This window comes from Plantibacter sp. ME-Dv--P-095, from assembly GCF_030209365.1.
Classification (GTDB): Bacteria; Actinomycetota; Actinomycetes; order Actinomycetales; family Microbacteriaceae; genus Plantibacter.
The window spans coordinates 265,231-289,017 of the sequence record NZ_JARVSB010000002.1 but is presented as its reverse complement, the minus strand read 5'-3'; the positions used below and the strand labels follow the sequence as shown (position 1 = coordinate 289,017).

22 protein-coding genes are annotated in these 23,787 nt (G+C 70.6%); 8 read left to right on the top strand and 14 right to left on the bottom strand.

The annotated features are described in order from the left end of the window. Nucleotides 1-183 precede the first annotated feature (183 nt). From QRN26_RS02495 to QRN26_RS02470, 6 genes are all read right to left on the bottom strand, one after another. The gene (locus QRN26_RS02495; RefSeq protein WP_285035122.1) at nucleotides 184-1,446 is read right to left on the bottom strand and encodes a dienelactone hydrolase family protein; all 1,263 of its coding nucleotides are present in this window, start codon (nucleotides 1,444-1,446) and stop codon (nucleotides 184-186) included. Beyond that, nucleotides 1,443-2,807, bottom strand: a complete 1,365-nt coding sequence (locus tag QRN26_RS02490; protein ID WP_285035120.1) for a Gfo/Idh/MocA family protein — start codon at nucleotides 2,805-2,807, stop codon at nucleotides 1,443-1,445. The genes QRN26_RS02495 and QRN26_RS02490 overlap by 4 nt, the downstream gene beginning before the upstream one ends. 70 nt (nucleotides 2,808-2,877) lie before the next feature. Continuing rightward, a complete protein-coding gene (locus tag QRN26_RS02485; RefSeq protein ID WP_285035118.1) occupies nucleotides 2,878-3,813 on the bottom strand; it encodes a DUF6807 domain-containing protein in 936 nt (311 codons plus the stop codon). Nucleotides 3,814-3,910: 97 nt separating this feature from the next. Further along, complete coding sequence (locus QRN26_RS02480) at nucleotides 3,911-5,224, bottom strand: ABC transporter substrate-binding protein (RefSeq protein ID WP_285035117.1); 1,314 nt, start codon at nucleotides 5,222-5,224, stop codon at nucleotides 3,911-3,913. 118 nt (nucleotides 5,225-5,342) lie between these two features. After that, nucleotides 5,343-6,269 (bottom strand): carbohydrate ABC transporter permease, encoded by a 927-nt coding sequence (locus QRN26_RS02475; protein ID WP_082455582.1) that lies wholly within the window; start codon nucleotides 6,267-6,269, stop codon nucleotides 5,343-5,345. Beyond that, nucleotides 6,262-7,218 carry a carbohydrate ABC transporter permease gene (locus QRN26_RS02470; protein ID WP_056014187.1) on the bottom strand — a complete coding sequence of 319 codons (957 nt, stop codon included), beginning with the start codon at nucleotides 7,216-7,218 and terminating at the stop codon, nucleotides 6,262-6,264. Before QRN26_RS02470 ends, QRN26_RS02475 begins: the two co-directional genes overlap by 8 nt. A 358-nt stretch (nucleotides 7,219-7,576) precedes the next feature. On the opposite strand from QRN26_RS02470, the gene QRN26_RS02465 reads away from it, so the two are divergent. Genes QRN26_RS02465 through QRN26_RS02450 form a run of 4 tightly spaced genes read left to right on the top strand, consistent with a single transcriptional unit; the run spans nucleotide 7,577 to nucleotide 11,944 of the window. Continuing rightward, entirely contained in the window at nucleotides 7,577-8,737 is a 1,161-nt protein-coding gene (locus QRN26_RS02465; RefSeq protein WP_285035130.1) for a Gfo/Idh/MocA family protein, read from the top strand. Then, a complete protein-coding gene (locus tag QRN26_RS02460) occupies nucleotides 8,734-9,921 on the top strand; it encodes a dihydrodipicolinate synthase family protein (RefSeq protein WP_056014184.1) in 1,188 nt (395 codons plus the stop codon). Before QRN26_RS02465 ends, QRN26_RS02460 begins: the two co-directional genes overlap by 4 nt. Continuing rightward, the gene (locus QRN26_RS02455) at nucleotides 9,918-10,835 is read left to right on the top strand and encodes a sugar phosphate isomerase/epimerase family protein (protein WP_285035116.1); all 918 of its coding nucleotides are present in this window, start codon (nucleotides 9,918-9,920) and stop codon (nucleotides 10,833-10,835) included. Before QRN26_RS02460 ends, QRN26_RS02455 begins: the two co-directional genes overlap by 4 nt. 59 nt (nucleotides 10,836-10,894) lie before the next feature. Then, nucleotides 10,895-11,944 carry a LacI family DNA-binding transcriptional regulator gene (locus tag QRN26_RS02450; RefSeq protein WP_285035115.1) on the top strand — a complete coding sequence of 350 codons (1,050 nt, stop codon included), beginning with the start codon at nucleotides 10,895-10,897 and terminating at the stop codon, nucleotides 11,942-11,944. Between the two features lie 134 nt (nucleotides 11,945-12,078). On the opposite strand, the gene QRN26_RS02445 is transcribed toward QRN26_RS02450, so the two are convergent. The 5 genes from QRN26_RS02445 to QRN26_RS02425 form a co-directional block, all read right to left on the bottom strand. Next, nucleotides 12,079-12,966 carry a DarT ssDNA thymidine ADP-ribosyltransferase family protein gene (locus QRN26_RS02445; RefSeq protein WP_285035114.1) on the bottom strand — a complete coding sequence of 296 codons (888 nt, stop codon included), beginning with the start codon at nucleotides 12,964-12,966 and terminating at the stop codon, nucleotides 12,079-12,081. 217 nt (nucleotides 12,967-13,183) lie between these two features. Then, entirely contained in the window at nucleotides 13,184-14,686 is a 1,503-nt protein-coding gene (locus QRN26_RS02440) for an MFS transporter (protein WP_502927357.1), read from the bottom strand. A gap of 197 nt (nucleotides 14,687-14,883) precedes the next feature. Next, the gene (locus QRN26_RS02435; RefSeq protein ID WP_056014171.1) at nucleotides 14,884-16,062 is read right to left on the bottom strand and encodes a cystathionine gamma-synthase; all 1,179 of its coding nucleotides are present in this window, start codon (nucleotides 16,060-16,062) and stop codon (nucleotides 14,884-14,886) included. A 119-nt stretch (nucleotides 16,063-16,181) separates the two neighbouring features. Further along, a complete protein-coding gene (locus tag QRN26_RS02430; protein ID WP_285035113.1) occupies nucleotides 16,182-17,546 on the bottom strand; it encodes a cystathionine beta-synthase in 1,365 nt (454 codons plus the stop codon). A 209-nt stretch (nucleotides 17,547-17,755) separates the two neighbouring features. After that, nucleotides 17,756-18,061, bottom strand: coding sequence for a hypothetical protein (locus QRN26_RS02425; RefSeq protein WP_056014166.1), 306 nt, complete (start codon nucleotides 18,059-18,061; stop codon nucleotides 17,756-17,758). A 175-nt stretch (nucleotides 18,062-18,236) separates the two neighbouring features. Between QRN26_RS02425 and QRN26_RS02420 the strand changes: the two genes are divergently transcribed. Further along, nucleotides 18,237-18,914, top strand: coding sequence for a metal-dependent transcriptional regulator (locus QRN26_RS02420; RefSeq protein ID WP_285035112.1), 678 nt, complete (start codon nucleotides 18,237-18,239; stop codon nucleotides 18,912-18,914). A gap of 66 nt (nucleotides 18,915-18,980) precedes the next feature. Here the strand turns inward: QRN26_RS02420 and QRN26_RS02415 are convergent, their stop codons facing one another. Further along, nucleotides 18,981-20,234, bottom strand: coding sequence for an Nramp family divalent metal transporter (locus tag QRN26_RS02415; RefSeq protein ID WP_056776577.1), 1,254 nt, complete (start codon nucleotides 20,232-20,234; stop codon nucleotides 18,981-18,983). A gap of 165 nt (nucleotides 20,235-20,399) precedes the next feature. Between QRN26_RS02415 and QRN26_RS02410 the strand changes: the two genes are divergently transcribed. The 3 genes from QRN26_RS02410 (at nucleotide 20,400) to QRN26_RS02400 (ending at nucleotide 22,223) form a co-directional block, all read left to right on the top strand. Then, nucleotides 20,400-21,104, top strand: coding sequence for a thioredoxin-like domain-containing protein (locus tag QRN26_RS02410; RefSeq protein ID WP_056014157.1), 705 nt, complete (start codon nucleotides 20,400-20,402; stop codon nucleotides 21,102-21,104). A gap of 4 nt (nucleotides 21,105-21,108) precedes the next feature. Continuing rightward, on the top strand, nucleotides 21,109-21,897 hold the full coding sequence (locus QRN26_RS02405) for a DUF305 domain-containing protein (RefSeq protein WP_285035111.1): 789 nt from the start codon (nucleotides 21,109-21,111) through the stop codon (nucleotides 21,895-21,897). 116 nt (nucleotides 21,898-22,013) lie between these two features. Continuing rightward, a complete protein-coding gene (locus tag QRN26_RS02400) occupies nucleotides 22,014-22,223 on the top strand; it encodes an antitoxin (RefSeq protein ID WP_056014153.1) in 210 nt (69 codons plus the stop codon). 100 nt (nucleotides 22,224-22,323) lie between these two features. Here the strand turns inward: QRN26_RS02400 and QRN26_RS02395 are convergent, their stop codons facing one another. Both QRN26_RS02395 and QRN26_RS02390 read right to left on the bottom strand, forming a co-directional pair. Beyond that, a complete protein-coding gene (locus tag QRN26_RS02395; protein WP_056014150.1) occupies nucleotides 22,324-22,833 on the bottom strand; it encodes a hypothetical protein in 510 nt (169 codons plus the stop codon). Between the two features lie 158 nt (nucleotides 22,834-22,991). After that, nucleotides 22,992-23,783 carry an aquaporin gene (locus tag QRN26_RS02390; protein ID WP_285035110.1) on the bottom strand — a complete coding sequence of 264 codons (792 nt, stop codon included), beginning with the start codon at nucleotides 23,781-23,783 and terminating at the stop codon, nucleotides 22,992-22,994. Nucleotides 23,784-23,787: the final 4 nt, after the last annotated feature.

Here is a 23,787-nt window from a genome sequence, read left to right as displayed (position 1 = left end):
AACCCCCGTCCCGGGCCCGACACCCCGCACCCCTCCTGCATTGTGAACACCCCACCACCACCGTCCCTTTCTCAGGACTCCTCCGGCGTGCCGACCCCCACCAGGCCCGACACACCGCAGCTCTCCTGAGTTAGGGACGAGATGATGTGCGGGTCGAGAGTCGGGGCAGGCGCGGCAGGCGGGTCAGGCGAGGGCGGCAGTGAGCCAGGCACGCAGCTCGGCCTGCATCGCGACCGACCAGCGGTGCGGTTCATCGTGGAAGGTGCCGGTGTACGCGCCAGGGCGACCACCGGCCCGGTACCGCTCCGTGAGGATCGTGTGCGCGTCGTGCATGCCCGCCGGCCCGAAGAGCTCGTCGCGCTCGGCGTACTGCACGAGCAGCGAGAGCTCCGGACGGAGTGCGGCGAGCGCCGGCCAGTCTCCAACGCGGGAGAGCCCGGGCGACAGGAACGACCAGGAGTGCTGATCCGCGTGCCCGTCGAGGACCCCGGCGAACGTCGACATCATCGCCACGACCCCGGCGGCGCGAATGCGATCGTCCATGGCCGCCAGGAGGACGGCCCTCGCACCTCCGCCGGACAGCCCGAAGCACCCGACGGCGTCGGCACGGACACCGGTCGCGGCGGTGAGGTGGTCGAGCGCGATGAGGTCGTCGCGGAGGACGAGGCCGGCGAGCGAGGTGCCGAGCACACCGAGTTCCTTCGCGAGCTGCGGTTCGTTCGCGGCGGTGAGCAACTCGGACCGCTGCCCGGGCGTCACCTCGGCGGCCGCCGCACCGTCCCGGATCGACTCGGCCCGGCGACCGGCGAGCTGCAGGTCGACGCTCCGATGGAACCGGTCGGCGATCGCTTCGTCCGGTGTGCGCCGGGATCCCCAGCCGAAGGCGTCGTGCACGAGGACCGCGAACCCGTCACGGGCGAGGTCGGATGCGACGGCGCGGCCGCCGTAGTAGCGGTCGCGGAACGCCTGCAGTTCCTCGCGGGAGACCGTCGGCGTGTTCGGGACGCCGTCAGGGCCGTCGGCGAGCTTCTCCCGCCCCACCCGGGTGAAGCCGCCGTGATCGTGCAACGCCAGGACGCCGGGCAGCGCGCCCGTCTCGCCTGCCGGCCGGAGGAGCCACGCCGAGCTCGGCGCTCCGAACCCCGTCGACCAGCGGAGCTCGACCCCGTCGACACCGTCGCGGGTCCACTCCACGAGCCGCTCGGCGGGTTCCGCGATCCGCGGGCGGGGCAGGAGCCCGAGGACCTCGGCGAGGCGACCACGCGTCGCGGCGAGCGACCCGATCCCGGAGCCGACCTGGCCGCCCGCCTCGCGCGATCGGTCCGCGAGCGCCCGCAGCGCCGGGTCGCGGCCGGGCGCAGGCGCCAGCGAGCGCACCTCGACACGCTCGGTGACCGGGAGGTGCTCGCCGGCCGGGACGGACTCCGCGCCCGGCCCGACGCTCATGGCGCGATCGTCGCCACCGGACGACCGGTCAGCAGCGACTCGTTGCCGGCGATGCCGACGGAGATCGCCCGCACGCCGTCGTCGTACCCGGCGGGGCGGCCCAGCTCGTCTTCGGTGATGCGGTCGAACAGGTGGCGCAGGAGGTACGCGTCACCGCCGCCGTGGCCGCCGACACCCTCGGGGATCGGGATCTCCTCGGCCTCCTCCCAGTGCCGCTGGAGCACCAGGCGCTCACCACGTGAACGCATCGGACGGCCCGTACCGGCTCCCGTTCCAGCCCCCGCACCGTCCGCGTGCAGACTCGGGTCGAGGACGACGCGACCGTCGATCCCCACGAGCACCGCGGCGCGTTCGACCACCTCGAGTTCGGCGCGGCCCTCCGTCCCGTTGATCGCGACGCGGTACCCCTCCCACGGCGCGTGCGCGTTCAGGGAGTAGCTGAGCGAGGCCCCGCCGTCGTAGTCGACGAGGACGGACAGGTTGTCCTCGATGCTGATCCCGGGCGAGAACACGTCGCGGTCGCGCAGGTAGCCGTCGTGCCGCTCGGCGTCGAGGTACAGCGACTCGAGTCGTGGGTCGTCCCGGAGGTCGAGGACGAACGGGTCGGACGACCGCCCACGAGCGGCCGCCTCGAGGTCGTCGGGCACCGACCCGCGCTCCGGTCGCGCACCGAGGCCCCGTTCGGCGGCATTGGCGTCGCCGTAGAACCGCAGGCCGCCGGACGCGTACACGGAGGCAGGCCGTGCCCCGATCCACCAGTTGACGAGGTCGAAGTGGTGGGACGCCTTGTGGATGAGCAGACCGCCGGAGTGCTCCTTCTCGCGGTGCCAGCGGCGGAAGTAGTCGGCCCCGTGGACGGTGTCGAGCACCCACTCGAAGTGCACGCTCGTCACCCGGCCGATCCGGCCGTCCTGCACGATCCGCCGCAGCTCCGAGTTGCGCGGGCTGTAGCGGTAGTTGAAGGTCGTCACGACGTTCCGGCCGCTCTCCGCGACCGCCGCGGCGATCCGTTCGACGCCCTCGCGGTCGATCGTGAGGGGCTTCTCGACGATGACGTCGGCGCCGGCGAGGAGCGCCCGCGAGACGATCTCGGCGTGGGTGAAGTCCGGGGTCGTCACGATGACGCGGTCCACGCGCTGCTCGGTGATGAGCCGTTCGACGTCGTCCGGGCCGTAGCGGGCGGGCAGCGCCACGCCCTGCTCGGCGAGCAGGCGCTCGTAGTGGTCGATCCTGCCCGGGTTGCTGTCGCTCCAGGCGACGAGTTCCGCGACGTCGGCGTGCGGGCCGACGATGGCGTCGAGGTACATCTGGGACCGGTGTCCGGTGCCGATGAGGGCGTAGCGTTCGCGGGTCGTGGTCATGCGCGATGGTCCTTCCGGGTCGGTGCTGTGGTGGCGGAGGGCGGGACGGGGCCGCCTCCTCCACCTCGGGTCAGGCGGGTGTGGTGCGGCGGAGGGCGTCGCGGCCGAATCGGGCGAGTGATGCCGCACGCCCGTCGTCGCCGTGGCCGTCGGCGATGACGACCGCGTACCGAAACTCGAGGGTCTCCTCGGCGCGGAACGGCAGTTCCTCGCTGAAGAACGGCGCGGGGCAGAGACCGGCGAACTCCTCGGTCCTGGCGAACCACTGCGGTGGGTGCGCCGGGTTCCGTTCGTCGTCGACCATGACGACGCTCGACGCCGCCGCAGTGCCGTCCTGCAGGCCGGTGAAGCCCATCCACGCGTGTCTCGTGCCGCGGAGTTCGTCGCCGCCGCTGCCGTCGGGCGTGTGGAGGGTGCCTCCGGTGAATGAACGCGGACCACGCCAGAAGAAGCCGCCGTAGCCGGCGTTCTCCCGCCCCTTCGTCGTGGGCGAGCCGATCGACAGCTCGCGGCCGGAGACGTTGCGCATCCGGGTCTCGAAGGTCAGCGACCAGGCGTCGGCGACCGGTCGCACCGTCAGGATGCGCTCCTCGTCGACGAGGTGCCGGCCGTCCTCCGTGATCCACGCGAGGGTGTGCGCGAACCGCACCTCGGCGGGATCGGCACTGGCCTCCGTGACGGCGACGTGCTCGGACCGGCCGTTGTTCTCGAGCTGCTCGTAGGCGGTGCCGGTGAACGTCGGCCCACCCCAGAAGTTGTCGTCGCCGACGTGCGGCAGCGCCCAGGCGAACCCGGTGTGCCACACGTGGTCGTGCGGTCGTGCCAGCGTCACGAGGGCGCCGCCGGCGGTCCGCACCGGGTGGAGGTACGGCTTCGGCGACTCGCGCTGGACGGTGTCCGGGCGGTAGGTGTACCGCAGGATCTCGACGCCGTCGAGGTGGACGGTGACGGCCGAACCGACCTCGTGGGTGAGGGCGAGGCCCGTCGACGGGTGGTGCTCGGTCACGGCGGTGTCCTCCGGTCGGTCGGGTGATGGACCGCCGACGGGCTCGGGGGACGAGGTTCCGTTCCCCGAGCCCGTTGGCGGATGGGCTGGTGCCGGGTCAGCCCGCGGCGACCGCGGCCTTCAGGTCCTTGATGAACCCCTCGGCAGCCTGGTCGGGCGTGTTCTTCCCGAACAGCACCTGTTCGGTGTACTGCTTCACAAGCGCCTCGATCGCGCTGCCACCGGCGGGCGTGACGGTCGGCGGCTCACCGATGTCGTCGGCGAGACCGTCGAGGAACTCCACGACCGCCTGGTCCGTCTCGGCCAGCTTCGGCGTGATGTACTCGCGGATCTTCGTGTTCGCCGGGACACCGCGCTCGGTGAGGAGCGAGTCGGCGGCCGTCTCGCTGTTCGCGAGGAAGTCGATGAACAGCGCGGCTTCGGCCGGGTGGGCCGTCCGGGCGGACGCCGACCAGTACATCGACGGCTTGTAGTAGGCGGAGCCGTCGGCGCCGCCGTCCACGGTCGGGATGCGCAGCAGCTCGAGCGGCGAACCGCTCGCCTCGGTGAGTGCCGTCAGCTGGCTGTTCCACCAGGGGGCGAACGCCGCGGCGTTGGTCGCGGTGAAGGACTCCGCCAGACCGCCGGCCTGCTTCTCGACGATCGCCGAAGCGGACGGCGTCGCGCCGTCGTTCACCAGCTCGAGGAGGTAGGTCCACCAGGACGCGAGCGTCTCGGGCTTGATGGAGACCTCGCCCTTGTCGTTGTAGAGCTCGTCGCCGTGCTGGCGTGCCCAGTTGTTCAGGCCGCCGTCCTCGAAGCCGAAGGGCTGGAACCCGTAGATCGATCCGCCACCGGCCGCCGACACCTGCTCGCTCAGCGCGGTGAAGTCGTCCCAGGTCCAGGTCTCGTCGTCGGGCATCTCGATGCCGGCCGACGCCAGCAGGGTCGGGTTCACCACGATGGAGTAGCTCGTGATGCCGGAGGGCACGCCGTAGAGCGAGTCGTTCACGGTCCCCGAGGTCAGCGTCTCCTTGGGGAAGTCGCTGAGGTCGAGCTGGTCGCCGACGGTCTTGAGGTCGAGCAGGGCACCCCGGTCGCCGTAGGTGGCGATGTACTTCTCGTCCATCTGGATGATGTCGGGGGTGTCGTTCGCCGCCGTCTCGGTGGCGAGCTTGTCCCAGTACCCGGCCCAGTCCGTGAACTGGGGCTCGATGGTGATGTTCGGGTACTCCTTCTCGAAGGCCGCGATGACCTCCTGGGTGGCCGCCGTGCGGGCGTCGTTGCCCCACCAGGTGAACCGGAGGGTGACGGGCTCGTCGGACAGTTCGGTCGCGGCGTCGCCTCCGGCGCTGCAACCGGCGAGGAGGAGCGCGGCGACGGCTCCCGTCGCGATGAAGCCGGCGGCTCTGCCGTGCTTGCTGATGCTCATGCTGTTCCCTTTCGAATCGATCGATGCGGATCCGGTGTCGCTGGATCCGGTGCTGCTGGGTCTGGTGCTGGTCGGGCTGGTACAGGTGTTCCGGTGCCGTCGGTCGGTGAGGACCGCGTCACTTGCCGCCGGTCGTCGCGATGCCCTTGAGGAGGAACCGCTGACCGAAGAGGAAGACGAGGAAGATCGGGAGGAGCGACACGACACTCATCGCGAACATCGGCCCCCACGAGGTCGAGGATTGCGCGTCCATGAAGGCCCGCAGCGCGAGCGGCACCGTGTACATCTCGGGCTTCGTCAGGTACAGGAGCTGGCTGAAGAAGTCGTTCCACGTCCAGATGAAGGTGAAGATCGCGGTGGTCGCGAGCGCCGGGACCATGAGGGGCAGGATGATGACGCCGAAGATGCGGGGGTGGCCGCAGCCGTCGATGCGGGCGGCCTCGTCGAGCTCCTTCGGGATACCGCGGATGAACTGGACCATGAGGAAGACGAAGAACGCGTCGGTCGCGAGGATCTTCGGCAGGATGAGCGGCAGGTACGTGTTCACGAAGCCGAGCTGGGAGAACATGATGTACTGCGGCACGATGATGACGTGGATCGGCAGCATCAGCGTCATGAGCATCGCCGCGAACCACCACCGTTTGCCGCTGAACTTCAGCCGGGCGAAGGCGTACGCCGCCATCGAGCAGGACACGAGGTTGCCGACGATGCAGCCGAGGACGATGAGCACCGAGTTCAGCAGGAACACGTGGAACGGTTCCGAGAGGGTGTTCCAGCCCTCGCTGTAGTTGCTCACCTCGAAGCTGTCGAGGACGATGCCCGGGTTCCGGAAGATCTCCTCCGTGGGGCGGAGCGAGGAGACGACGAGCCAGATCACCGGGTAGAGCATGATGAACCCGACGAGGATGAGCCCGACGTGCTTCAGCACGGACTTCCAGGGCGACCACCCGCGTGCGCGGCGGTACTGGCGTTCGGCCTGCTTGGCCTCGCGACTGCGGTTCTTGCTGTCCGTCGTGATGGACCGTGTGGTCAGCGTGTCAGTCATCGTAGTTCACCCAGTATTTCGAGGCCCAGAAGTTGATCGCGGTGAAGACTCCGATGATGAGGAGCAGGAACCAGGCCATGGCGGAGGCGTAGCCCATGTCGAAGTTCGAGAAGCCGCGGTTGTAGAGGTACAGCGTGTAGAACAGCGTCGAGTCGGCTGGGCCGCCCGTTCCGCCCGACACGATGAAGGCCTGCGTGAAGGCCTGGAACGCGTGGATGATCTGCAGCACGAGGTTGAAGAAGATGATCGGCGTGAGCAGCGGCAGGGTGATCTTGGTGAAGCGCTGCCACTTCGACGCCCCGTCCATCTGCGCCGCCTCGTGGTACATGACGGGGATCTGCCGGAGGCCGGCGAGGAAGATCACCATCGGCGCACCGAAGGTCCACACGTTGAGCGTGATGAGGGTGGAGAGGGCCGTCGACGGGTCGGCGATCCAGCTGCGTCCTTCGATGCCGAAGATCGCGATGAACTGGTTCACGAGGCCCTCGCCGCCGAACACCTGCTTCCACAGCACGGCGATCGCGACGGAGGATCCGAGGAGCGACGGCAGGTAGTACACGGATCGGTAGATCGCGAGGCCGCGGAGCCCGCGGTCGAGGAGCGCCGCGAGCGCCAGTGCGGCCGCGAGTTGGAGCGGCACCGAGACGAAGACGTAGACGAAGGTCACGCCGAGCGAGTTGTGGAGTCGCTCATCACTCATCATCCGGATGAAGTTGTCGAACCCGATGAAGGTCGGCGCCTGCAGCAGGTTGTACTTCGTGAAGGACAGGGCGAGCGAGGCGACCATGGGGCCGACGGTGATGACCGCGAGGCCGATGAGCCAGGGCAGGAGGAACAGGTACGCCGCCTTGTTGTCGCGGCGGTTGTCCTTCTTGATGAAGGCCTTCTCGGCCGCGGTCTGTGGGCGCTTGCCTGCGCTGAGCTTGCGGAGCTCGCCGAGCGCGCTCACCGAGTGCCCCTCGTGAACGTCGTCCTGGGCGCCGTTGCAACTGCACGGTACACGTCGGACCTCCTTGTCGATCGTCGTTGATGACACTGCCGGAAAGCGTTTCCCGGCTGAGCTGCATCAAGTTCTATCACGGCCCCGACGACCGATGCAACGATTCATCCGGCATCGTTACGCGAATCCGGATCGGTTCCGCGGCGATCGCAGGAATCCCTTGCAACGTCGTCGCCTCTCGTTCTACAGTGACCGGTAAACGCTTTCCTGACGGCATCGTCGCCGCAGGGCTACAACGCGATCGAGAGAAAGAGCCACCGTGTCAGAGCAGACCATCGGGATCATCGTCAACGGCGCCACCGGGCGCATGGGCTACCGGCAGCACCTCGTGCGGTCGCTGCTCGCGATCCAGGAGCAGGGCGGCGTCCAGCTCTCCGACGGCAGCCGTCGTCAGATCGAACTCATCCTCGTCGGCCGCAACCAGGCGACCCTCGACGAACTCGCCGCGAAGCACGGTGTCGAGCACACCTCCACCGACCTCGACACGGTCCTCGCCGACCCGCGCTGGGACATCTACGCCGACTTCCTCGTCACCAAGGCCCGCGCGACGGCACTCCGGAAGGCGATCGCCGCCGGCAAGACGATCTACACCGAGAAGCCGACGGCCGAGACCTTCGAGGAGGCCCTCGAACTCGCGCGCCTCGCGGCCGAGGCCGGCGTCAAGAACGGCGTCGTGCACGACAAGCTGTACCTGCCCGGCCTCCGGAAGCTCAAGCGACTCATCGACTCCGGCTTCTTCGGCCGCATCCTCTCCGTGCGTGGCGAGTTCGGCTACTGGGTGTTCGAGGGCGACTGGCAGCCGGCGCAGCGCCCCAGCTGGAACTACCGCTCCGAGGACGGCGGCGGCATCGTCGTCGACATGTTCCCGCACTGGAGCTACGTGCTCGAGAACCTCTTCGGCCGGGTCGAGTCCGTCTACGCGAAGGCGACGACCCACATCCCGGAACGCTTCGACGAGCGCGGCTCGGCCTACGCGGCGACCGCGGACGACGCCGCCTACGGCATCTTCGAGCTGGAGGGCGGTGTCGTGGCCCAGCTCAACTCCAGCTGGACCGTCCGCGTCGACCGCGACGAGCTCGTCCAGTTCCAGGTCGACGGCACCCACGGTTCCGCCGTCGCCGGGCTGTTCGGATGCAAGGTGCAGCCGCGGAACGTCACCCCGAAGCCGGTGTGGAACCCCGATCTCGCCGACGACCACGACTACGCGGCCGACTGGCAGGACGTCCCGACGAACGACGTGTTCGAGAACGGCTTCAAGACGCAGTGGGAGGAGTTCATCCGCCACGTCGTCGAGGACGGCCCGTACGAGTTCGACCTGCTCGCCGGCGCACGCGGCGTACTGCTCGCGGAGCTGGGCCTCGAGAGCTCTCGCTCCGGTCGTCGTCTCGACCTGCCGGAGGTCACGCTCGGAGCGGGCGACGGCTCGGCCGACGAGCTCGCGTCCCTCGAAGCGTCGGTCGCCCGATGACCAGCGTCCGCCTGCTCTCGACGGAGGGCGAGGTCACGTCCCTCGACCTCCGCGAACCGGTCGCCGCCACGCGCCCCACCGCCCCGCTGTCGAGTCGCACCGCATACGCCGCCGCGCACGTCGTGCCGAAGGCCTGGGCCGACAACGTCCCCGGTGCCCCGGCGGACCTCGACTGGGATGCGACCCTTGCCTACCGGCACCACGTCTGGTCCTTCGGCCTCGGCGTCGCCGACGCGATGGACACCGCCCAACGCAACATGGGGCTCGACACGGCCGCCACCCGTGAGCTGATCACGCGGAGCGCCGCCGAGGCCGCATCGGTGGGCGGGGCGCTCGTCGTCGGCGTGAACACCGACCACCTCGCCGAGGAGCAGGTCTCACTCGACGCGGTCACCGACGCCTATCTCGAACAGCTCGCCTTCGCGGAGGACGCCGGGGCCGGGACGGTCCTCATGGCGAGCCGGCACCTCGCCCGGGCAGCGCAGGGTGCCGACGACTACCGTCGCGTCTACGACCGCGTCCTGTCCGCGGCGCAGTCGCCGGTGGTCCTCCACTGGCTCGGCACCGCGTTCGATCCGAGCCTCGCCGGGTACCTCGGGTCCACGGACGTCGCAGCCGCCTCGGACACCCTCCTGCGGATCATGGCCGACAACGCCGACCACGTCGCCGGGGTCAAGATGAGTCTGCTCGACGCGGACGCGGAGATCGCCGTGCGCCGCCGACTCCCGTCCGGGACCACGATGTTCACGGGCGACGACTTCAACTACGTCGACCTCATCGCCGGCGACGAGCAGGGCCACTCCGACGCCCTGCTCGGCGCGTTCACGGCGATCGCCCCGGCGGCCTCCGCGGCGATCCAGGCCCTCGACGCGGGCGACCCCGCCGGGTACGAGCGGATCCTCCGCCCGACCGAGGCCCTGTCCCGTCAGATCTTCGCCGCGCCCACCTACTACTACAAGACGGGCATCGCCTTCCTCAGTTGGTTGAACGGGCACCAGCCGGCGTTCTCGATGGTCGGTGGTCTGCAAGCGGCTCGGAGCATCCCGCACCTGTCCGAGATCGTCCGCCTGGCCGACGCCGCCGGCGCACTCGAGCACCCGGAGCTCGCCGCCGAGCGCTGGACGGGCCTGCTGCGTACGGCCGGGGTCGTCGGCACGCTGACCACGGCGGGAGGAGCCCGATGAGCACCACCACCCTTCGAAAGGCTCAGGGACCGGTGAGCGGGAGCACCACCCCGCACGCGCGACTCTCGATCAACCAGGCGACCATCAAGTACGCGACCCTGCCCGAGGCGGTCGCCGCCGTCGCGTCCGCGGGCGTCACGAGCTTCGGCGCCTGGCGGGAGCCGGTGCAGGAGTACGGCGTCGCCGCGTCCGCCCGACTCCTCACCGATGCGGGCCTGCGTGTCTCGAGCCTCTGCCGCGGCGGGTTCTTCACCATGCCCGAGGGGCCGGCCCGCCGCGCCTCGATCGACGACAACCGCACGGCGGTCGACGAAGCCGCAGCCCTCGGCGCCCCGGCCCTCGTCCTCGTCGTCGGCGGCCTCCCCGAGGGGTCCCGCGACATCGTCGGCGCCCGTGAGCTCGTCCGCGACGCGATCGGTGAACTCGCCGACCACGCCCTCGAGTCCGGGGTCCAGCTCGCCATCGAACCGTTGCACCCCATGTACGCGTCGGATCGCGCCGTGGTCTCGACGCTCGGTCAGGCGCTCGACATCGCCGAGCAGTTCGCCCCGGAGGCGGTCGGCGTCGTCGTCGACACCTTCCACCTCTGGTGGGACCCGCAGGTCCTCGAGCAGATCGCCCGAGCGGGCGCGACCGGCCGGATCTCCAGCTACCAGGCCTGCGACTGGGCGACCCCACTGCCCGCGGACGTCCTCCTGGCCCGGCACTACCCGGGCGACGGCGTCGTCGACTTCGCCTCGCTCACCCGGGCCGTCGAGGTCGCCGGGTACACCGGCGACGTCGAGGTCGAGCTGTTCAACCAGGAGATCTGGGACGCCCCGTTCGACGCGGTGGTCGCGCGCACCGTCGAGACGTTCCGGTCGGCGGTCGTCCCGCACCTCGATCCCCCTGATGCCGCGGATCTCCACCCCTGATCCCCACGGCCGCGCTGTGGCAGAGTGTGTCTCAGCAGCCGCCAGTACGAAGGAGCACCATGACGGTCGACGACCACCGTGCGACGCCGGTCCCGCCGACGCTGCACGACGTCGCCCGTGAGGCGGGGGTGTCCCTCGCCACCGCGTCGCGCGCCCTGAACGGCAGCACCCGCACGGTCAACGAGACCTTCCGCCGCCGCGTGCTCGACGCCGCACTCCGGTTGAACTACACGCCGAACCTCTCCGCCCAGGCGGTCGCGAAGGGCCTGTCGACGACGATCTCGCTCCTCGTCAGCGACATCGCCGACCCGTACTTCTCGTCGATCGCGGCGGGGGCGATCCGCGCGGCCGACGAACAGCGCATCGCCACCACGATGGCCGTCACGCATCGCGATGCGGAGCGGGAGCTGGAACTCGTGCGGGTGCTCCGGGGGCAGCGACCGCGGGCGATCATCCTCACCGGCAGCCGGTGGGACGGTGTCGCCTCCGAACATCGGCTGGCCGAGGAGCTCGCGGCGTACGAGTCCACGGGCGGCCGGGTGGTGCTCGTCTCGCAGCGCACGCTGCCGTTCGCCACGGTGCAACTCGGCAACGCCACCGGCGCCCGGGAGCTCGCGCGCGCCCTCGTCGCCGCCGGGTACCGCCGGTTCGCCGTCATCGCGGGTGACGACCGCCTCCTCACCGCCCGCGAACGGGTGCGCGGCTTCGCCGACGGCCTGGCCGAGCACGGGATCGCGATCCACCCGTCGAGGATCGTCCGGGCGGACTTCAGCCGCGACGGCGGGCGCCACGGCGCCGAGCAACTCCTCCAACAGGGACTCGACGGCGTCGAGCTGGTCTTCGCCGTCAGCGACGTCATGGCCATCGGGGCGATGTCCGCGTTCCGCGCGGCGGGACTCTCACTGCCGGCGGACCTCGCGGTCGCGGGCTACGACGACATCGCGACCTCGCGCGACGTGACGCCCGCGCTCACCACGGTCGCGGTGCCGCTCGAGGCGGTCGGCGAGCATGCGGTCCGGCTCGCGCTCGACCCGGCGACGGACAGCACCACGGTCGAACCGGTCGGCGCGACCGTCCTGCTCCGCGAGAGCACCCCGCCCCGCACCTGAGCGGCCAGTCCGTCCCTGTCCGGTTCACCATTCAGGAGCGCGGCGGTGAGCCGTGCGTGACGGTCGTCGGATACGGCCGACGCACCGCCGGCGTCCTGAGTTGCGAACGCGGACAGACGAGTAGCGCTCCGTGCCTACTCGGCGACGTGCTCCTGGAACCAGGGCGTGTAGGCGGCGACCTTCGTGCGGAGGCCGGCGGCGGCGACGAGCCGCTTGACGTGTTCGCGGACGTTCACGGTCGCGACGCCGATCACGGTGATGCGGTCGAACGGGACGGCGTCCTCGACGAGCACCTCGGCCCGGCGGAGGGCGCCAGGGTCCTCGTCGGTGGCGAAGCGCTGCACCATGCGGTCGGCGGTCATCGCGTTGGCGCCGATGCTCGTGAGCACGTGGGACGCGTCACCGTCGGCGACCACGACCCGTGCGCGGGACGGCCGGCCGGTGTCGGCGTCGAACTCGCCGGGGTGCACCGAGGCGCCGTCGATCGTGGTGACGAGCACGACGTAGTCGTTCACCGCGGAGGCGAGCGCGTCGGCGGACAGGCGGATGTCGCCCTCGCCGGCGCGGATGCCGGCCCAGAGGTCGGCGTCCGGCGTGAGGAAGAAGGGGACGAAGTCGGCCGGGGTCAGGCCGTCCGTGCCCGCGAGGACCATGGTGCGACGTGCGTCGCGGTGGCTGGGGGCGGCGATGTCGACGACGGGGCCGTCGGGGAGGGCCGCGGAGGCGACGGGGAGGATGCTCCCGGTCTCGAGGATGCGCTCGAGGTTGCGGATGTGGGTGACGTGGTACAGACGCTGTTCGCCGACGCGCACGACCGGCAGCGCGGCGGCGGCACGGGTGGCCGTCTTCGTGGTCGCGGCGGCGCGGACGCGGGTCGGGGCCGGCTCGCGCAGGGAGGGTGCGACGGACGACCGACGGACCTTGGGGGCCGGCGCTTCCGCCACCGGCACCTCACGCGGCGGGGGTGGGAAGCACGTCGCGCAGAGGCCGTTGTCGAAACCGTGTTTGCATTCGTCGCTCAAGAGAGTCCTTCTGCAGTCTCCGGCTCCGAGACACGAGGAGCGGTCACTGGGGGGACGAGCCGAGACGTACGCATCAAGGGTACGCGGCTTCGGCGCCCTTCGCGCACGCGGTCGGCACCGGAGGGGGTCCGACCGGAGTCCCCTGGGCACTGCAGCGATGCGTGGGCGACGCTACCCCCCACGCACCGCAGCACTACCCAGGCGACGGCGGTCCGACTCACCCGTCCGCGCGGGACGGCTCCGGCCGACGCACGCGTCGCGCGACGACGACGGCCGCGACACCGGCGAGGAGCGCGATCGCGAAGCATCCGGCGAATGCGACCCCACCTGAGGCGACCCACCCCGCACCCGCGAGGCCGACGGAGCCGTCGAGCGCGGTGAACGCCAGCCCGGTCGCGGCGAGGGCGAGCGCACCGCCGATCGCATCGCCGATCGACATGGCCGCGCTGTTGAACCCCTGCGAGCGCTCGTCCGAGTACGCGAGCGTCATGACGCTGAGCCGTGGGAACATAAGCCCCATCCCGCCACCGCTCACCACCCAGGCGGCGATCGGCACCACCGGCGGCAGGCCCAGGAGCGCGGCGAGCAGGGCGACCGCGACGGCGACCGTCACGAGGGACGAGCCGATCTGCACGGCGTTCGCGTTCGACAACCGGTCCCCCAGTCGTCCCTGCAACCAGGAGGACACCGACCACGCGATGGCCCCACCCGTCAGCGCGAGTCCGGCGAGCGCCGGGGTGAGCCCGTGTTCGCGGGTCAGCAGGTACGGCACGTAGACCTCGGCGCCGAAGAACGCTGCGGACGTGAGGGCGCGGACGAGGATGACGGTCGGCAGACCCCGCCTCGCCGTCAGCGTGCCGAGCGGGACGAGCGGACGGAGGGCGAGGATCGCGACCACCGCACCGACGATCGGGAGGAGCCAGGCGGTCCAGCCGGAGAACTCGGTCGAGACGTTGACCGCGAGCACCGCCGCGGCGACGAGGACGGCCCAGCCGAGCCGTCGGACGTCGGCCGCGTTCGTCGATCCGGGCGCCACCGTCCGGCCGCCGGTCGCCGCCGCTTCCGCCGCCTGCCGGTCGGCGCGCTCGACCGCCGCTGCGCGCAGCATCCGCAGGGCCGGGAGGAGCAGGACGGTCGCGATCACCACGAGCCCGACCACACCGAGGAACACCCAGTGCCAGGTGAACTGCTCGGCGACGACGCCGGCGAGGAACGGTCCGATGAGCGAGGGGACGACCCACGCGGCGGCGAACCCGGCGAAGATCCGCGGGTGGAGCGCGGGCGGGTAGATGCGAGCGACGAGGACGTAGAGCGCGACCGTCATCGCCCCGGAGCCGAGGCTCTGCACGAGTCGCCCGGCGACGAGCGTCCACATCGTCGTCGCCGTCCCCGCGAGCAGCAGCCCCACGATGAACAGGGCGACCGAGGCGAGGAGCGGCTGGACCGGTCCGATGCGGTCGGCGACGGAGCCGGCCGCGACCATGCCGATGACACTCACGGCGAGCGGGCCGGCGAAGGCGAGGGCGTAGAGCTGCTCACCGTCGAGCTCGGCACTCACGAGCGGCATGATCGTCGTGACGGCGAGCGATTCGAACGCGCCGAGGAAGACGAGCGCACACGCGCCGATGGTGATCAGGAGGAACCGACGTCCGAAGATGCCGTCGTCGGTGGTCTCCGTCGGCACGGGTGTCGGGGAGGTCTGCGGGGAGGCTGCGGTCACGGATCCGAGCCTAGAACCTCAAGTCGAGTTGAGGTCAAGCCGTGATCCGGATGGGTACCCGCTCCCCGCTCCCGTCCACAATTCAGGACGCGCCCGGCGCGCCGCGGGCAGGCGGCTTCGTCAGCGCCGGACACGCCGAGGCGGTCCTGAATTGCGAACGGAGACGAACGGGACGGGAACGGGGTCTCTGACGACGGCTAGTGCTTGGCGCTCGCCTTGACGACCTTGGCGAGGGCTCGGTCGAGGTCGGCGATGAGGTCGGAGACGTCCTCGATGCCCACCGACAGTCGGACGACGTTCTCCGGCACGGCCAGCTCGGTGCCCTTGACCGAGGCGTGGGTCATCTGCGCCGGCAGCCCGATGAGGGACTCGACGCCACCGAGCGACTCCGCGAGCGCGAACAGCTTCGTCTTCTCGACGAGCCGCTTCGCCGCAGCGGGGCCACCGACGAGCGCGAGCGACAGCATGCCGCCGAACCCGGACATCTGCTTGGCGGCGAGCTCGTGGCCGATGTGACTCTCGAGACCCGGGTAGTACACGCGCTCCACGGCCGGGTGGCCCTCGAGGTGCTCCGCGATCGCCTGCGCGTTCTCGCTGTGCTGGCGCATCCGGACCGCGAGCGTCTTGATGCCGCGCGTCGTGAGCCAGGCGTCGAGCGGCGCCGAGACGGCACCGGCGGCGAACTGCACGAAGCCGAGCTGTTCGGCGAGCTCGTCGTCGTTCATGATGATGGCGCCGCCGAGGACGTCGGAGTGTCCGCCGAGGTACTTGGTGGTGGAGTGTACGACGATGTCCGCGCCGAGGGAGAGCGGCTGCTGGAGGGCCGGGGAGGCGAAGGTGTTGTCGACCACCGAGAGCACCTCGTGCCGGTGGGCGAGGGCGGCGAGCGCCGCGATGTCGCTGATCTTCATGAGCGGGTTGCTCGGCGTCTCGACCCACAGCAGCTTCGTGCGGCCGGGGATGATCGCCGCTTCGACGGCCGCGAGGTCGCCGAGGTCGACGACGGTGTGCTCGATCCCCCACGCGCCGTGCACGCGGTTGATGAGGCGGTAGGTGCCGCCGTAGACGTCGTTGCCGATGACGATGTGGTCGCCGGGGCGGAGCGCGGTGCGGATGAGCGCGTCCTCGGCGGCCAGGCCGGAGGCGAAGGAGAAGCCGTGCTTGGCGCCCTCGAGGGCGGCGAGCTGGGTCTCCAGCGCGGAGCGGGTCGGGTTCGCGGAACGGCTGTACTCGTAGCCGCCGCGGAGCCCGCCGACGCCGTCCTGCACGAAGGTGGACGTCTGGTAGATCGGCGGGATGATCGCCCCGGTGGTGGGGTCGAACTCCTGGCCGGCGTGGATGCTGCGGGTGGCGAAGCCGTGGTCGTGCTTGCTCATGGGTGACTCTTTCGGTTCAGGATGCGGGGGTGTCGGATGGGGCCGTCGGACGGGCCGGGGTCAGGCGCGGGCCCGACATCGTCCGGCGTCCGGCAGGCGGCGTGGCATGCCGTCCATCGTCAGCCCGCCAGGTAGGTGAGCAGGTCGTGCCGCGTGATGACGCCGACGGGCTTGCCGCCGTCGGTCACGAGGAAGGCGGGCGCGGAGCCGAGGGCCGTGCGGGCCGCCGGGATGGACGCACCGACGCCGATGAGCGGCAACGACTCGCCGACGAAGCCGCTCACCGCGTCCGTCATCGAGGCGGTGCCGCTGAACACGGCGGCCATGAGGCTGGCCTCGTCGATCGCGCCGGCGACCTCACCCATCACGACGGGCGGTTCGGCGCTCAGGACGGGCAGCTGGGAGACGCCGTACTCCGTCATGATGTCGATGACGTCGCGGACGGTGTCGCTCGGGTGCACGTGCACGAGGCCGGGCATCGCGTCGCCCTTGCCTCGGAGGATGTCGCCGACGGTGCGGTCGTCCGCGACCTCGCTGAAGCCGTACGACTCCAGCCACGAGTCGTTGAAGATCTTGCCGAGGTAGCCGCGGCCACCGTCGGGCAGGAGCACCACGACGACGGCGGACGCCGGGAGCTCGCGGGCGGCGACGAGCGCCGCCTGGACGGCCATGCCGCTGGACCCGCCGACGAGCAGCCCCTCCTCGCGGGCGAGGCGACGCGTCATCGCGAACGACTCGGCGTCGGTGACGGCGATGATCTCGTCGGGGATGGACGGGTCGTAGGCCGACGGCCAGAAGTCCTCGCCGACGCCCTCGACGAGGTACGGGCGTCCGGTGCCACCCGAGTAGACCGAGCCCTCCGGGTCGGCGCCGATGATGCGCACGCCGCCCTCGGAGACCTCCTTGAGGTACTTGCCCGTCCCGGAGATGGTGCCGCCGGTGCCCACGCCGGCGACGAAGTGGGTGATCTCGCCCTCGGTGTCGCGCCAGATCTCGGGACCGGTGGACTCGTAGTGGCTGAGCGGCCCGTTGGGGTTCGCGTACTGGTTGGGCTTGAACGCGCCAGGGATCTCGGCCGTCAGGCGGTCGGACACGCTGTAGTAGGAGTCGGGGCTGTCCGGTGCGACGGACGTCGGGGTGACGACGATCTCGGCGCCGTAGGCGGTCAGCACGTTGCGCTTGTCCTCGCCCACCTTGTCCGGCAGGACGAACACGCACCGGTACCCGCGCTGCTGGGCGACGAGCGCGAGGCCGACGCCGGTGTTGCCGGAGGTCGGTTCGACGATCGTGCCGCCCGGCTGCAACTGCCCGGACGCCTCGGCGGCGTCGATGATGCGCGTCGCGATGCGGTCCTTCGAGGAGCCGCCCGGGTTGAGGTACTCGACCTTGACGAGCACCGTGGCGGCGATGCCCTCGGTGACCCGGTTGAGCTTCACGAGTGGCGTGTTCCCGATGAGATCGAGGACGGAGTCTGCGTAGTTCATGTCTGCAATCTGTTCCTGTGGTGCGTCACCGCACGACTCTCGCGTGCGTCACCGGATGGCTGGGACGGCTGAGGCGGCATCCCGGAGGGGACGGTTCAGCGGGGACAGCAGGAACACGACAGGCGGAGACGCATGTCGCCCAGCCTACCCGGAGCGTCTGCGGAGTGCAGCCTGATGACGCGGCCGATCCCGTCAGCCGGCGGAGGGCGTCAGCGGAGGGCGACGAGGTGTGGCCGCGGGCCGAGTGCCGCGACACCGGCGGCGAGCACGCGCACGACGAGCGAGAGCACGACGAGCACGCCGATGACCGCGAGGATGACGACGGCCAGCAACAGCACGGCGACGATCGCGGGCAGCCGGCGGAGGGTGAGCTCGACGGGCCGACGGGTGGTCGTGCCGTCCTGCCCGGCCGGCGTCCGGTGGCCGTCCCCGGCCATCGCCGCAGCGACGAGTTCGAGCGTCGCGCGCGCACCGGATCCGAGTCGAGCGGTCGAGCTGCTGAGCGCCTGAGGCATCGCATGGCCCTTCTCGTCGAGTGGATCGGTGTGCGGGTGGCTGGGGAACTCGACCGTAGCAGCCGGGTGCCCCGTTCGGGGGTGTCGGAGATCATTCTGCCAGGCGGACCTGAACGGCCGGTGACCCGCTGGCGGCCACCCGGTGGACCACCGCCGGCCTCCGTAGACTGGACACATGTCCGTCTCCGGCCTCTCCTCCGTGTCCCAGGACTACCTCAAGACGATCTGGACGACCTCGGAATGGGCGGACGAGTCCGCCACCGTCAAGCTGCTCGCGGACCGCATGGGCGTCCGCCCGGCGACCGCCTCCGACGCCGTGAAGCGCTTGGCGGCCCAGGGGCTCGTCGTGCACGAGCCCTACGGCAGCATCGAGCTCACGCCGGCCGGCCAGGCGCACGCCGTCGCGATGGTCCGTCGGCATCGGCTGATCGAGACCTTCCTCGTCGAGATGCTCGGCTACGGGTGGGACGAGGTCCACGACGAGGCGGAGATCCTCGAGCACGCGGCGAGCGACACCATGATCGAGCGCATCGACGCCGCACTCGGTCACCCGATCCGCGATCCGCACGGCGACCCGATCCCCTCGGCCGACGGCACCCCGCACCGCCCGGACGCCGTCCGGTTGAACGAGGCCCCGTCGGACAGCGCCCTGACGGTGTGCCGCATCTCCGACGCCGACCCGGAGACGCTCCGCCACCTGAGCACGCTCGGCGTCGTCCTCGACACCCAGCTCGCCGTCGACGACCACCGCGCCTTCGCCGGCGAACTCGAACTCCGCCTGACCGCGACCGGCACGCGTCTCACCCTCGGTCGCCTCGCCGCCGACGCCGTCTGGGTCACCGTCGCCGGCTGATCGTCCAGCACCCCATCGCCGCGGCTGGCCGACCCAGCCACCCGACGGCGATCGTCGATGCGACCGTCAGCCGAAGAACGTCAGCACGATGAGGGCGACGTTCAACGCGACGATGAGCCCGACGACGACCCAGGCGAGCACCCTCGTGACGAGCTGGTCGACGTGGACGCCCATGATCCGTCGGTCGCCGGTGTACCGCACGAGCGGGATGAGCGCGAACGGGATCCCGAGGCTGAGGAACACCTGGCTGAGCACGAGGGCGGTGGTCGGGTCGATGCCCGCCGCCAGGATGGCGAGCGCCGGGATGAGCGTGATCACCCGTCGAGCGAGCAACGGGATGCGCACCTTGAGGAGCCCGCCCATGATCGACGCTCCCGCGTAGGCGCCCACCGAGGTCGAGGCGAGACCTGAGGCGAGCAGGCCGATGGCGAAGATCACGCCGATCACCGGCCCGAGCGCTGCGGTGATCGCCGCATGCGCGCCCTCGATCGAGTCCGTCCCCTCGACACCGCCGAGCGATGCGGCCGCGAGCAGCAGCATCGCGATGTTCACCGCCCCGGCGAGGACGAGCGCCGCCGCGACGTCCCACCGGGTCGCCACGATGAGCCGACGGATGGCGCCGTCGCTCGTCTGGACGCCGTGCCGGTCCCGGCTGAGCGAGGAGTGGAGGTAGATCGCGTGCGGCATGACCGTCGCGCCCAGCATGCTCGCGGCGAGCAGGACCGTCGCCGTGCCCTCGAACCGCGGCACCAAGCCGCCGGCCGCGGCACCCCAGTCCACGGGACTGACGAACAGGCCGGCGAGGAAGCCGACCGCGATGACGGCCAGGAGTGCCAGGATCGCGAACTCGAAGTGCCGCTGGCCGTACCAGTTCTGCACGGCGAGGAGCACGATCGAGAAGACCCCGACGATGACGCCGCCGAGCACGAGCGGGATCCCGAAGAGCAGGTACAGCGCCACCGCGCCACCGATCACCTCGGCGAGGTCGGTCGCGGCGGCGACGAGTTCCGCCTGCACCCAGTAGAGCCGACGGGGCCCGGTGCGCAGTCGTGAGCCGAGGAGCTCCGGCAGGCTCTTGCCGGTGACGAGTCCGAGCTTCGCCGAGAGGTACTGCACGAGCACGGCCATCGCGTTCGCGGCGACGAGCACCCACACGAGCAGGTAGCCGTACTGCGCTCCCGCCGTGAGGTTGGCCGCCACGTTGCCGGGGTCGACGTAGGCGATCGCGGCGACGAAGGCGGGGCCGAGGAGGAAGAGGAGCCTCGGGCCACGGGGTGCGCGGGTCTTCGGAGCGGAGAGGTCGGTGGTCACACGGGCCATGTTAGCAACACCAATCTACATTTGTTAGACCGCCCTAACACTGGGATTCCTCCAGCGTCTGCTTGGATGAGGCTGAGAATCGACTGCGCATCATCGGGTGCCCGGACGGCACCGAGAACGCCGTCTGGTTCGATAGTTACGCATACAACTTTTCGAGAGGCCCCCGTGACCCCCGCAGCAGACCGCCCCAAGAACGCTCCCGTCCCGCCCGCCGTCAAGCAGCAGAGCGCGAAACAGGAACGCGAGGCCCAGCGCCAGGCGAAGGTCGCCGCGTTCAAGCAGGCGCAGAAGCGCAAGAACCGCAACCGTCGCATCGGTGTCTGGGCCGGCGTCGTCGGCGGCGTGGCCGTGATCGCGGTCCTCATCACGAGCGTCATCCTCACCCTGCCGAAGAACGCCAGCTACCCGGGCGGTGGCACCGGCACGGGAGCCGACATCGCCGGCGTCGAACTGTTCACGAACACCTCCGAGCACGTCGAAGGCACCGTCGACTACCCGCAGAACCCGCCGGCCGGCGGCCCGCACAACCAGTACTGGCTGAACTGCGGTGTCTACACCGAGGAGCAGACCAACGAGAACGCGGTCCACTCCCTCGAACACGGCGCGATCTGGGTCACCTACGACCCGTCCATCAGCGACGCCGAGCTCACGAAACTCAAGGAGCTGCTCCCGACCACGTACGTCGTGCTGTCGCCGAAGTCCGACCTCCCCTCCCCGATCGTGCTGAGCGGCTGGAACTCGCAGCTGCAGGTGAACAACGCGAGCGACTCGCGCATCGCCGACTTCTTCGAGGAGTTCTGGAAGAGCAACAACGTCCCGGAGCCCGGCGCGGCCTGCACAGGCGCGATCGACGGACCCGGCAAGGTCTGATCCGGTGACGACCGAGCCCTCCGCAGCAGTCCCGCCGGACGAGATCGAGGACGACGGCGGCGTCAGCGACGAGGAGCTCGCCGCGTTCGAAGCCGAGCAGGCCTCGGGGGGCTCGAGCCGCACCCGCATCGTCATCGCGGCGATGGCGATCGTCGCGATCGTGGTCGCCGCGGCCATCGGGTTCTCCGTCGGCCGGCTGAGCACGCTCGCCGATCCGACCCCCACGACGACGAGCGCGGAGGCCGGCTTCTCGCGCGACATGCAGGTGCACCACAACCAGGGTGTCGAGCTCGCCATGATCATCCGCGATCGGACGGACGCCGTGGACGTCCGCACCCTCGCGTACGACATCGCGACCACGCAGGCCCAGCAGTCCGGGCAGCTCTACGACTGGCTCGTGCAGTGGAACCTGCCGCAGGGCTCACGCCAGCCGGACATGACCTGGATGACGCTCCCCACCCTCGCGGGCGCCAGCGGCCACGCCCACGGCGGTGACTCGTCGACGCCCGGCACGAGTCACACCCCTGGCGATCCGATGCCCGGCCTCGCCACGCCGGCGCAGATCGACCAGCTCACGGCGTCGTCGGGTCTCGAAGCCGAGCGGCTGTTCCTCACCCTGATGATCGCCCACCACCGTGGCGCGGTCGAGATGGCGGAGGCGCTGCAGCCGCGGACCACGAACGCGACCGCCCTCGCGTTCGCCAGTGCGGTCATCGCGAGTCAGCAGGCCGAGATCGACCTCATGACCCGCATGCTCGACGACCGCGGAGGCCCGGTCCCCCTCGCCGACTGACCCTGCGCGGGAGCGATGGAGGTCCTGGGAGCTCTCCGACGAGGTCTAGCCAGAATCCGCCAGAGGGCCGAGAATGAGCGGTACGCCCGAGTGGGCCCGACGAACAGGAGCGACGCATGGGAATCGAAGACATCACCAAGAAGGCTCAGGAGTTCCTGAACGACAACAAGGTCAAGGACGCCCTCACGAGCCAGCAGGCCGAGGACATCAGCGACAAACTGCTCGGCGGCGTCGCCGACGCGGCGAAGAAGGTCACCGGCGGCAAGTTCGACGAGCAGATCGACGGCGCCCGTGACGCGGCCGACAAGGCCGTCGGCACGGAGTAGTCCGAGCTCGCACCACCCGATCGGTCGGCCGACGCACCACGTGCGGCCGGCCGATCCGTGTGTCCGGCGTCAGACGCGACGTCCGACACCCCCGGCGGCGTCAGCTCGCTTCGGCGTCCGTGTCGACGGCCGTGCTCCGGAACCGGTCGAGGGCGATCGCCACGAGTTCCGGTGCCGACAGATGCGTGTCCTGCATGAGGTCCGACAGCACCGCCGAGGCCCGGCCCGTGAGCGTCAACTGCACGTTGGTGGAACGGTCCTCGTCGACGCCGCTCAGGGTGCGGCGGCGTTCGCCCAGGCTGAGGATGGCCGAGCGCAGGTAGGTGCGGCTCGCGACCGTGTCGATCTCCCAGCGGCCGGACCGACGGCTGGCGATCACGTTGCCGCGACGGATGTTGGTCATGAGCGACGCCCGACTCACGTGGAGCCGTGCTGCGAGTTCGGCCGTGCGCACGGGACGCGGGAGGTCGTCGATGAAGTCCTCGACGAGCGCCTCCTGCAGCAGCTCCCAGGCGACGTCCGCGGGGAGCGGTGCATCGGCCGTGCCACTGTCGGTCGTCGGCGGATCCGCCCACCTGGTCGTGGGGGCGTCGCGTTCGGTCATCGTCATCGCCCCTCCAAGGATCTGGCGCTCGAACCTCAAGCATGGACGGTGCCTCGGGAAAGCGCGTCCCCCAATGCGGGTTGCCCGCGTTCGCGGGGTGCCGCCCGCGAACGACGCACCCCGCCTGCCTCGGGCAGACGGGGTGCGGGTGGCGATCGGCGGGATCAGCCGCGGTTCGCGACGGGCCGCGCGGCCGCCGGACGCGTCCCCCCGAACAGGATCCGGTAGCTGAATCCGGCGATGAGGGCGCCGATGACCGGGAACACGATGAACACCCACACCTGCGCCAGCCAGTCGCCACCGGCGAAGACGGCCGTCGCGATCGAGCGGGCCGGGTTGACCGATCCGTTGTCGATGGGGATCGCCACGAGCAGCAGCAGCGTCAACGTGGCGCCGATCGCGATGGGCCCGAAGCCCGGCGCCGCCCGGTTGTGGGTCACGCCGAGGATCACGTACAGGAAGACCGCGGTGATGACGACCTCGACCACGATGGCCGACACCAGTCCGAACCCGCCCGGAGAGAGCTCACCGAAGCCGTTCGAGACGAAGCCGCTCGAGACCGCGCGGTCGAGGAAGCCGTCCGGCCCGCCGGCCGCCAGGCCGAACACCGCGAGCGCGCCGAGGAACGCGCCGACGAGCTGGGCGAGGACGAAGGTCCAGGTCGCGCGCCAGGGGAACCGGCCCGCAGCGGCGAGACCGAGCGTCACGGCCGGGTTGAAGTGCCCGCCGGAGATGGGGCCGAACGCGTAGGCCGCGATCGTCACCGAGAGCCCGAGCGCGATCGCCACCCCGAGGAACCCGACGCCGAGGGGGTTGGAGGTCTCCTCCCCGAAGAACGCGGAGAAGGTGGCGGTGCCGACGAGGCCGAAGACGAGGAGGAAGGTGCCGGCGAGCTCGGCGACGAGCTGCGCCATGGTGGTCGGTTCGACAGAGGGTTGGACTTCCGGTGAGGACATCTGG

Excerpts from the sequence above, each read along its gene's own strand:
- QRN26_RS02480 (WP_285035117.1), bottom strand. The coding sequence starts at position 5,224 with ATGAGCATCAGCAAGCACGGCAGAGCCGCCGGCTTCATCGCGACGGGA.
- QRN26_RS02490 (WP_285035120.1), bottom strand. The coding sequence starts at position 2,807 with ATGACCACGACCCGCGAACGCTACGCCCTCATCGGCACCGGACACCGG.
- QRN26_RS02475 (WP_082455582.1), bottom strand. The coding sequence starts at position 6,269 with ATGACTGACACGCTGACCACACGGTCCATCACGACGGACAGCAAGAAC.
- QRN26_RS02430 (WP_285035113.1), bottom strand. The coding sequence starts at position 17,546 with ATGAACTACGCAGACTCCGTCCTCGATCTCATCGGGAACACGCCACTC.
- QRN26_RS02425 (WP_056014166.1), bottom strand. The coding sequence starts at position 18,061 with ATGCCTCAGGCGCTCAGCAGCTCGACCGCTCGACTCGGATCCGGTGCG.
- QRN26_RS02390 (WP_285035110.1), bottom strand. The coding sequence starts at position 23,783 with ATGTCCTCACCGGAAGTCCAACCCTCTGTCGAACCGACCACCATGGCG.
- QRN26_RS02450 (WP_285035115.1), top strand. The coding sequence starts at position 10,895 with ATGACGGTCGACGACCACCGTGCGACGCCGGTCCCGCCGACGCTGCAC.
- QRN26_RS02400 (WP_056014153.1), top strand. The coding sequence starts at position 22,014 with ATGGGAATCGAAGACATCACCAAGAAGGCTCAGGAGTTCCTGAACGAC.
- QRN26_RS02415 (WP_056776577.1), bottom strand. The coding sequence starts at position 20,234 with ATGGCCCGTGTGACCACCGACCTCTCCGCTCCGAAGACCCGCGCACCC.
- QRN26_RS02435 (WP_056014171.1), bottom strand. The coding sequence starts at position 16,062 with ATGAGCAAGCACGACCACGGCTTCGCCACCCGCAGCATCCACGCCGGC.
- QRN26_RS02495 (WP_285035122.1), bottom strand. The coding sequence starts at position 1,446 with ATGAGCGTCGGGCCGGGCGCGGAGTCCGTCCCGGCCGGCGAGCACCTC.
- QRN26_RS02455 (WP_285035116.1), top strand. The coding sequence starts at position 9,918 with ATGAGCACCACCACCCTTCGAAAGGCTCAGGGACCGGTGAGCGGGAGC.
- QRN26_RS02460 (WP_056014184.1), top strand. The coding sequence starts at position 8,734 with ATGACCAGCGTCCGCCTGCTCTCGACGGAGGGCGAGGTCACGTCCCTC.
- QRN26_RS02420 (WP_285035112.1), top strand. The coding sequence starts at position 18,237 with ATGTCCGTCTCCGGCCTCTCCTCCGTGTCCCAGGACTACCTCAAGACG.
- QRN26_RS02395 (WP_056014150.1), bottom strand. The coding sequence starts at position 22,833 with ATGACGATGACCGAACGCGACGCCCCCACGACCAGGTGGGCGGATCCG.
- QRN26_RS02465 (WP_285035130.1), top strand. The coding sequence starts at position 7,577 with ATGGGCTACCGGCAGCACCTCGTGCGGTCGCTGCTCGCGATCCAGGAG.